The organism is Vibrio sp. 10N.222.47.A9, assembly GCF_963872585.1.
Classification (GTDB): Bacteria; Pseudomonadota; Gammaproteobacteria; order Enterobacterales; family Vibrionaceae; genus Vibrio; species Vibrio splendidus.
Genome location: NZ_CAWNBB010000030.1, coordinates 95,977 through 103,113, shown reverse-complemented (window position 1 = coordinate 103,113; position 7,137 = coordinate 95,977). Strand labels below are relative to the sequence as shown.

At 46.1% G+C, this 7,137-nt stretch carries 7 protein-coding genes and 1 pseudogene; all 8 read right to left on the bottom strand.

Annotation, left to right across the window (positions count from 1 at the left end; all coding sequences use genetic code 11):
• A pseudogene (locus AACT19_RS08860) lies at nt 1–168 on the bottom strand (chemotaxis protein CheW); the annotation flags it as partial.
• Nucleotides 155–937, bottom strand: a complete 783-nt coding sequence (locus AACT19_RS08855) for a ParA family protein (protein ID WP_017076808.1) — start codon at nt 935–937, stop codon at nt 155–157. The gene AACT19_RS08855 and the pseudogene AACT19_RS08860, both read right to left, overlap by 14 nt.
• Nucleotides 938–947: 10 nt before the next feature.
• Complete coding sequence (locus AACT19_RS08850) at nt 948–2,069, bottom strand: protein-glutamate methylesterase/protein-glutamine glutaminase (RefSeq protein WP_017076809.1); 1,122 nt, start codon at nt 2,067–2,069, stop codon at nt 948–950.
• 13 nt (nt 2,070–2,082) lie between these two features.
• On the bottom strand, nt 2,083–4,257 hold the full coding sequence (locus tag AACT19_RS08845; protein WP_076646018.1) for a chemotaxis protein CheA: 2,175 nt from the start codon (nt 4,255–4,257) through the stop codon (nt 2,083–2,085).
• Nucleotides 4,258–4,266: 9 nt separating this feature from the next.
• Nucleotides 4,267–4,998 (bottom strand): protein phosphatase CheZ, encoded by a 732-nt coding sequence (locus tag AACT19_RS08840; protein WP_004736219.1) that lies wholly within the window; start codon nt 4,996–4,998, stop codon nt 4,267–4,269.
• Nucleotides 4,999–5,104: 106 nt separating this feature from the next.
• Nucleotides 5,105–5,473 carry a chemotaxis response regulator CheY gene (gene cheY, locus AACT19_RS08835; protein ID WP_016767062.1) on the bottom strand — a complete coding sequence of 123 codons (369 nt, stop codon included), beginning with the start codon at nt 5,471–5,473 and terminating at the stop codon, nt 5,105–5,107.
• Between the two features lie 42 nt (nt 5,474–5,515).
• Nucleotides 5,516–6,250, bottom strand: a complete 735-nt coding sequence (locus AACT19_RS08830) for an RNA polymerase sigma factor FliA (protein WP_017076812.1) — start codon at nt 6,248–6,250, stop codon at nt 5,516–5,518.
• A complete protein-coding gene (locus AACT19_RS08825) occupies nt 6,243–7,130 on the bottom strand; it encodes a MinD/ParA family protein (RefSeq protein ID WP_076646017.1) in 888 nt (295 codons plus the stop codon). The genes AACT19_RS08830 and AACT19_RS08825 overlap by 8 nt, the downstream gene beginning before the upstream one ends.
• Nucleotides 7,131–7,137: the final 7 nt, after the last annotated feature.

Genomic DNA, 7,137 nt, shown 5'->3' with positions numbered 1-7,137 from the left:
TGGCTCTGGCTCTGGCTCTGCAGATGATGACTCATCGCTGGTCTCGTCAACAAAAAATTCGTCAGAATCCAGCATTTCATCACCTAACAGCGCAGTAAAGTAATCATCAAGTGCTTGTTCACTTGATAAACTTGATCGCGCCATTGTTGATTCTTTATTCGCGCTCATTTATCGCCAGCCTTTCGAGATAAATAAGCAGCTGTTTGTAAGCAAATACACCACGACTACCCGATGCAAAATGAGATGCTGGTAAGCGCTTTAGGCTAGCATCTCGAAACTTAGTGTCTATCGGCACAGCGGATGTCCAAACTTGATTTGGATAATCTTCTTTTAGCTGAGTTAATGTTTGCAGTGATGCTTTAGTTCGCTTGTCGTACATCGTCGGGACAATCGTCACCTTAAACGGTGTTTTGCGAGACTTCTGCATGATAGCCAAAGTGCGAATCATGCGCTCTAAGCCTTTCATTGCCAAAAACTCAGTCTGTACCGGAATCAAAATACGGTCACTGGCAGCCAATGCGTTGACCATCATCACACCCAAGATTGGCGGACAATCGATAAGCACATAGTCATAGTCGTCTTTCAAAGCGGCTAAAGCACGCTTCAAGATCAACCCCATACCGCTTCGATTTCCCATCACACGGTCTAATGTTGCCAAAGACATGTGCGCGGGAATAATATCGATACCTTCGACTTCCGTTTGTAAAATCAAAGGTCTTACTGTCGGCGCGTTAAACTCACGCAACTGAAATAGATCAAACAGACTCGATTCCACCGTATCTGAGTCGTAACCCAGATAGGTGGTTAGTGATGCATGCGGGTCAGTATCAACCAACAGAACACGGTGCCCCTTCAACGCAAGTAAACCTGCTAGGGTCACGGTCGAGGTCGTTTTACCAACACCACCTTTTTGGTTTGCAACACTCCAAACAATCATTTCGATTTACCTAAGCTAACCCAACTTCAACCAAAATCCTTTCCGCAATGCGGTCTAGAGGGAGGTCTTCAGTAGAAATGCCAGCTTTTGCTACAGCTTGAGGCATACCATATACAACACAGCTATCTTCGTCTTGCGCCCAGATTGTCGAGCCCGCAGTTTTTAACATACGCGAACCTTCTCGACCATCAGCGCCCATACCGGTCAGTATCATAGACAAGACTTTGTCACCGTAGATCTTCGCTGCAGAGCCGAAGGTTACATCCACACAAGGTTTGTAATTCATTCGGTCGCCGCCATCGATAATTCTTAAGCGAGCAGATCCTGCACGGCCGTCAACCATCATCTGTTTACCACCAGGAGCAAGATAAGCCACTCCAGGTTTCAACACATCTCCGTCTTGTGCTTCGCGAACCTCAATCTTGCATAAGGTATTCAGTCGGCTAGCAAAAGCGGCGGTGAACGTTGCTGGCATATGCTGAACTAACACAATCGGATGTGGGTAGTGTGCAGGGATGCGCGTCAAAATTTTCTGTAGTGCAACAGGGCCACCCGTAGAAGTACCAATTGCAGTTAATTGATACTTTTTACCCGAAGCTCTGAATTTCGCCGTTGATGCAACCGCTGGTTTCACTGCTGAAGCTGCTGCTGAAATCGGTTGGCGCAATGGTGTTGAAGTTGTTGCCGGTGTAGCTGTAGCTCGTGGCGCAATCGGAGCACGGCGCATAAACGCACGCTTTGCTGCAATCTGAATCACACGTTGTTGAAGCAATGCGACAGCATCATCACGGTTACGTGCGATGTCTTCAAACTTCTTAGGTAGGAAGTCTAGAGCACCAGCGTCTAACGCATCTAACGTTGCTCTCGCACCATCATGCGTTAGCGATGAAAACATTAAAATAGGCGTTGGCGACGCAGCCATGATTTCACGAACGGCGGTGATGCCGTCCATGACAGGCATTTCGATGTCCATCGTGATTACGTCAGGTCTCAGCTGTTTCGCTTTCTCAACCGCTTCTTTACCGTTTACTGCTACATCAATGACTTCTAGGCGAGCCTCTGAGTTGATGATCTCGCTAACGCGACGACGAAAAAAACTCGAATCATCAACGACTAATACTTTAATCGCCATATTTATCCTTAAATTAAATTCTTGACGCAGCTGCGTACTGCTTCAACAAGTCCGGCACATCTAGAATCAATGCAATGTGTCCATCACTTGTAATTGTCGCGCCTGCCATTCCTGGCGTGCCCTGTAGTAGTTTATCAAGTGGTTTGATAACAACTTCTTCTTGGCCAATAAGCGTATCAACAACAAAACCAACACGTTGGCTACCAAGTTGTACGATAACAACATGGCCGTGTCCTTTACGCAATTCCACAATACCCGCTTTAGGTGCCAGCCAGTTTTGCAAGTAGAACAACGGAATAGACTTATCGCGAACGATAATCGTCAGCTGGCCATCAACCACGTTTGTGCGGCTTAAATCTAGGTGGAAGATCTCGTTTACAGAAGCCAGTGGCAATGCAAATGGATGTCCGGCAACACCGACCATCAAGGTTGGTAGAATCGCCAGCGTCAATGGAACCTTGATCGTGATCTTGGTGCCTTGTCCCATCTCTGAATCAATATCAATCGAGCCATTCAGTGTGTTGATCGCTGTTTTCACAACGTCCATACCTACACCACGACCAGAGATATCCGAGATCTGCTCCTTGCTTGAAAAGCCAGGGGCAAAAATAAGATTGAAACACTCTTTGTTTGATAAGCGAGACGCTGCATCTTCATCCATCAGACCGCGTTTAACCGCAATAGCACGAAGCTTATCAGGATCCATACCACCACCGTCATCAACGATAGCCAGTTCAATATGGTCACCTTCTTGCGAGGCAGATAGAATCACTTTACCCGTTTGTGATTTGCCAGCCGCAATACGGGCTTCAGGCATTTCAATACCGTGATCCACAGAGTTTCTCACTAAGTGAATCAGTGGATCGGCAAGTGCTTCAACTAAATTCTTATCAAGATCCGTTTCTTCCCCGCGCATTTCAAGAACAATGTCTTTCTTCAAACTACGAGCAAGGTCGCGGACAACTCGTGGGAAACGACCAAAAACTTTCTTGATCGGCTGCATACGAGTCTTCATTACCGCACCTTGGAGGTCTGCGGTAACAACATCTAAATTCGAGACAGCTTTTGCCATCTCTTCATCGTTACTGTTTAAGCCAAGGCTTACAAGTCGATTACGAACCAACACCAGCTCACCCACCATATTCATGATGGTATCCAGTGTTGACGTGTCGACACGAACTGTAGCGTCGGCTTGTTGTTTCTTCGCTGGCGCTTTAACTTCAGCTTTCGCTGGTGCTTCTTTAACAGCGACCGGTGCAGATGGCTTAGGTGCTGCTTGTGGAGCCGGCACTGGAGCAATAGGCTTCGCTGCAGCAGGTTTAGTTGCTGCATCTAGCTCTTCAATAGTTGGTCCATTACCTGAACCATGTAACTGGTCTAGTAGCTTCTCAAACTCTTCGTCGCTCATCAGGTCATCACCTTCAGACATCGCCGAAACGGGTGCGGAAGAAGGCGCTGGCGGAGGCGGAGGCGCTGAACCTACTGCCGTCGGGCTCTTGCCCGCGCCATGCAGTTCATCTAATAACTTTTCGAATTCGTCATCCGTAATATCACCGCTCTCAGCAACCGGCTGAGGAGCGACAGGAGCTGGCGGCGGTGTTGGTACAGAAGAAGCTGTTGGTGAACCACCTTTACCATGAAGCTCATCAAGCAGACGCTCAAACTCATCTTCAGAGATATCATCCACTGAAGATGCACTAATGCTTGCGCTTTCGACGATCGGTTCAGCAGGCGCTTCAAAAACGGGGTCAGCGATTACTGGTACTGGGGCTTCTACTGGAGCAGCTTCATCGGTCGACTGTGGTTTACAGAGGCGGTGAAGTTCATCCAATAAAGCTTGATCAGCTGGCACTAAAGCTTCCTGATCTTGCACGGCTTGAAACTGTACATTAACTGTATCTAGAGCCTGCAGCATGGTATCCATCAAACCTGATGTTACGCTGCGCTGGCCGTTTCGTAGAATGTCGAACACATTCTCAGCACCATGACAAGTATCCACCAGCTCAGTCAATGCTAGGAAACCAGCACCACCTTTTACTGTATGGAAACCACGGAAAATAGCATTTAATAGGTCTTTGTCGTCAGGGTTATTCTCAAGCTCTACCAGTTGTTCTGATAGGAGTTCAAGGATCTCTCCTGCTTCGACTAAAAAGTCCTGAAGAATATCTTCGTCTAAATCGTAGCTCATACGTTACCTTTAAAATCCAAGACTGGATAACAAATCGTCGACTTCATCTTGAGATGCAACAGCATCTTCACGCTCTTCTGGGTTCAGAATTGGACCTTCAGGCGCAATAGATGCTTTCTTCTCTGACTCTGGAGTTGGCTCTGTTTGATTCGCACCGAATACGGTGAGAATCTCGACCAAACGTCCTTCAACCTCATTCACCAAGGTAATAACTTTGCTAATTATCTGCCCAGTTAAATCTTGGAAATCCTGAGCCATCAAGATTTCAGTCAATTGTCCACGTAGTTCAGTACTATCGCCTTCTACTTGGACAAGCAATCCATCAATGCGGTGACATAAAGCTTTAAATTGTGCCAGCTCAATGCGGCCATGCATCAGTTCATTCCATTGAGGCCTTACTTGAAGTAAACACTCGTGTAGGTTGTCTGCAATTGGCATACAACGATCGACAGCGTCCATCGTCTTATTTGCCGCAACTTCCGTTTTATCAATGACATACTGAAGGCGATCCCTTGCGTCAGGGATTTCATCATTTGCGATAACGCTGATGCGCTCATCGAAATTGAATTGAGTCAAAGAGTCATGGAGGTCGCGAGTCAAACTTCCTATTTCTTGAAGCATTGGATTGTCTTGAAGACTAAAATTGTCTTCATAAATGCTTCTAACAAGAGAATCAGCATCTTGCTGCTTATCGTTCTCAAGCAGCTCTACTAATTTTTTTGCTTGTTCTAATGAAATCATCCTGAGTTCGGCCTTACTCCGCATACTTTGTGCGCTTAGGCTATCGAGATAAACAGAGATCTTATCGGTCAGTGTTTGCCTAGAAGTGCCTAAAACTTATTGATGCTTATAAGCGATCAAAAATCTTATCAAGTTTCTCTTTCAGCGTTGCAGCAGTGAAAGGCTTCACAATGTAACCATTAACACCCGCTTGCGCTGCTTCGATGATCTGCTCACGCTTCGCTTCCGCAGTGATCATAAGCACTGGAAGGTGCTTAAGTTCTGCATCTGCGCGAATGTGTTTAAGCAGGTCAATACCTTGCATGCCTGGCATGTTCCAGTCAGTTACCACGAAATCAAATTCGCCTTTTTTCAGCATAGGTAACGCGGTTAAGCCATCGTCTGCTTCTTGAGTGTTGTTGAAACCTAAATCGCGAAGTAGGTTTTTAACAATTCGGCGCATCGTTGAAAAATCATCAACAATGAGAATTTTCATGTTTTTGTTCAAATTAGCCTCCACTGAATAGAATCAGTGTTGTTAGTCGTTCTGTGTCCAAGCACTTAACTTAGTGCGTAAACGCTGCATAGATTGGCTCAGTATTTGGCTGACACGAGATTCGCTGACACCTAGTACTTCCCCAATCTCTTTTAAATTGAGTTCTTCGTCGTAATAAAGCGAAAGCACGAGGCCTTCCCTTTCCGGAAGTTGTTTTATCGAATCGATCAAAGCTTGACGAAATGACTCATCAGCAACCCCTTGAAAAGGCGTGTTATCTTGAGAGTCTTCATTCGGAGATATTACATCATCTGAGACGCCTAAATCTTCGATCCCGACAAGTCTTGAGCAATTAATATCAGTTAAAGCGTTGTGGTACTGGTCTAAACTCAACCCCATGTGCTTTGCCACTTCGGCATCACTTGGGTCGCGATTGAGGGTACCCTCTAATTCCGCGATTGCACTGCTGATTTCTCGATTGTTTTTATGAACCGATCTCGGCACCCAGTCACCACGGCGAATGTCATCCAACATAGCTCCGCGAATCCGAATACCTGCATACGTCTCAAAGCTTGCGCCTTTGGTACCATCATAGTTTTGTTGCGCTTCAATCAAGCCAATCATGCCAGCTTGAATTAAGTCATCAACCAAGACATTAGGCGGTAATCGCCCCAACAAGTGATGAGCGATACGTTTAACCAACACAGAATACTTCTCAAAAAAAGCCTGTTGGCTATTGTGATTAGCATGTTGATCGTAAGTAAGCGCTTTATTCACCAAATGGTTCCTCTATAAATTCAGTACGATTCAGCAGCCTTTCAACAAAGAACTCCAAGTGTCCACTTGGCGTTTTTGGTATTGGCCAGGTCAATGCTTTATTAGCCAAAGAGCTGATTGCCAATGCAGCTGGGGAGCGAGGGTACGCATCTACTACGATTTTCTGTCTCTTGACTGATTGACGTACTTTATCATCTAAAGGAATACATGCTACGAGTTCGAGGCTCACATTCAAGAAGCGCTCTGTGACCAAAGTCAACTTTGCAAATAATTCTCGGCCTTCGCGGTAGCTTCTGACCATATTTGCAACAATTTTGAATCGCTGAACTTGGTGCTCTCGGCTCAAAAGCTTGATCAGTGCATATGCATCTGTGATTGAGGTAGGCTCATCACAGACCACAACAACCACGTCTTGCGCCGCTCTTGAGAAGCTAATTACCATGTCTGAAATACCCGCAGCGGTATCCACCAACAAGATATCCATCTCGTCTTCAAGCGAACCAAATGCACGAATCAACCCAGCGTGTTGAGCGTGTGAAAGTTCAGTCATGCTTTGCGTGCCAGATGTCGCTGGAATAATTCTAATTCCGTGCGGCCCTTCGACAATCGCATCCTTAAGTTCACATTCGCCAGCCAACACATGACCCAGGTTTCGTTTAGAACGAATGCCCAGCATGATGTCTACGTTAGCCAGTCCTAAGTCGGCGTCCAGTACCATGACTTTCTTGCCTTGGCGACCCATACAAATAGCCATACCTAACGTCACATTCGATTTACCGACGCCTCCCTTACCACCGGTTACAGCGATAACTTTTGTGAGTGAAGGCTTGGTTAAGCGACGGAGGCCGCTAGCTTGATCGTGTATCATATTCTCATTCATATTTATC

Excerpts from the sequence above, each read along its gene's own strand:
- AACT19_RS08840 (WP_004736219.1), bottom strand. The coding sequence starts at position 4,998 with ATGATTTCATTAGAACAAGCAAAAAAATTAGTAGAGCTGCTTGAGAAC.
- AACT19_RS08850 (WP_017076809.1), bottom strand. The coding sequence starts at position 2,069 with ATGGCGATTAAAGTATTAGTCGTTGATGATTCGAGTTTTTTTCGTCGT.
- AACT19_RS08855 (WP_017076808.1), bottom strand. The coding sequence starts at position 937 with ATGATTGTTTGGAGTGTTGCAAACCAAAAAGGTGGTGTTGGTAAAACG.
- cheY (WP_016767062.1), bottom strand. The coding sequence starts at position 5,473 with ATGAAAATTCTCATTGTTGATGATTTTTCAACGATGCGCCGAATTGTT.
- AACT19_RS08825 (WP_076646017.1), bottom strand. The coding sequence starts at position 7,130 with ATGAATGAGAATATGATACACGATCAAGCTAGCGGCCTCCGTCGCTTA.
- AACT19_RS08845 (WP_076646018.1), bottom strand. The coding sequence starts at position 4,257 with ATGAGCTACGATTTAGACGAAGATATTCTTCAGGACTTTTTAGTCGAA.